The sequence below is a fragment of the Ensifer sp. ENS11 genome, from assembly GCF_014851895.1.
In the GTDB taxonomy this organism is placed as follows: domain Bacteria; phylum Pseudomonadota; class Alphaproteobacteria; order Rhizobiales; family Rhizobiaceae; genus Ensifer; species Ensifer canadensis.
The window spans coordinates 1-317 of the sequence record NZ_JACVAN010000083.1 but is presented as its reverse complement, the minus strand read 5'-3'; the positions used below and the strand labels follow the sequence as shown (position 1 = coordinate 317).

Sequence of the window (317 nt, the reverse complement as noted above, 5' to 3'; positions counted from 1 at the left end):
CTTCGAGGCGGATCCCGCCCCCGCCCCCGGGCTCTCCGCATTCGAGGCCACCGGACAAGTCGCCCTCAACACCAATGGCAGCTACCAGATCCGCGGCGGCAAATTGCTCGTTGGAGACGAGGCTCTTAGCCTCGACGCACTCTTCATACCCGGCAATCGCCCGCGGTTTCTCGCTGACATCGACGCCGAGCGGTTGGACCTGAGCGCATTTCTTGAGGCTACTACCTCGGCTTCGTCGCAACCCAACGCGAAATCGGAGAAGTCGGGCGCTTCGACGGGTTTGCAGCTTCTGACCGGGTTCGATGCCGATATCGGCG

The 317-nt window shown here is 63.1% G+C and carries 1 pseudogene; it reads left to right on the top strand.

Annotated features, from left to right (window positions below):
• A pseudogene (locus IB264_RS34325) lies at nt 1–317 on the top strand (membrane assembly protein AsmA); the annotation flags it as partial.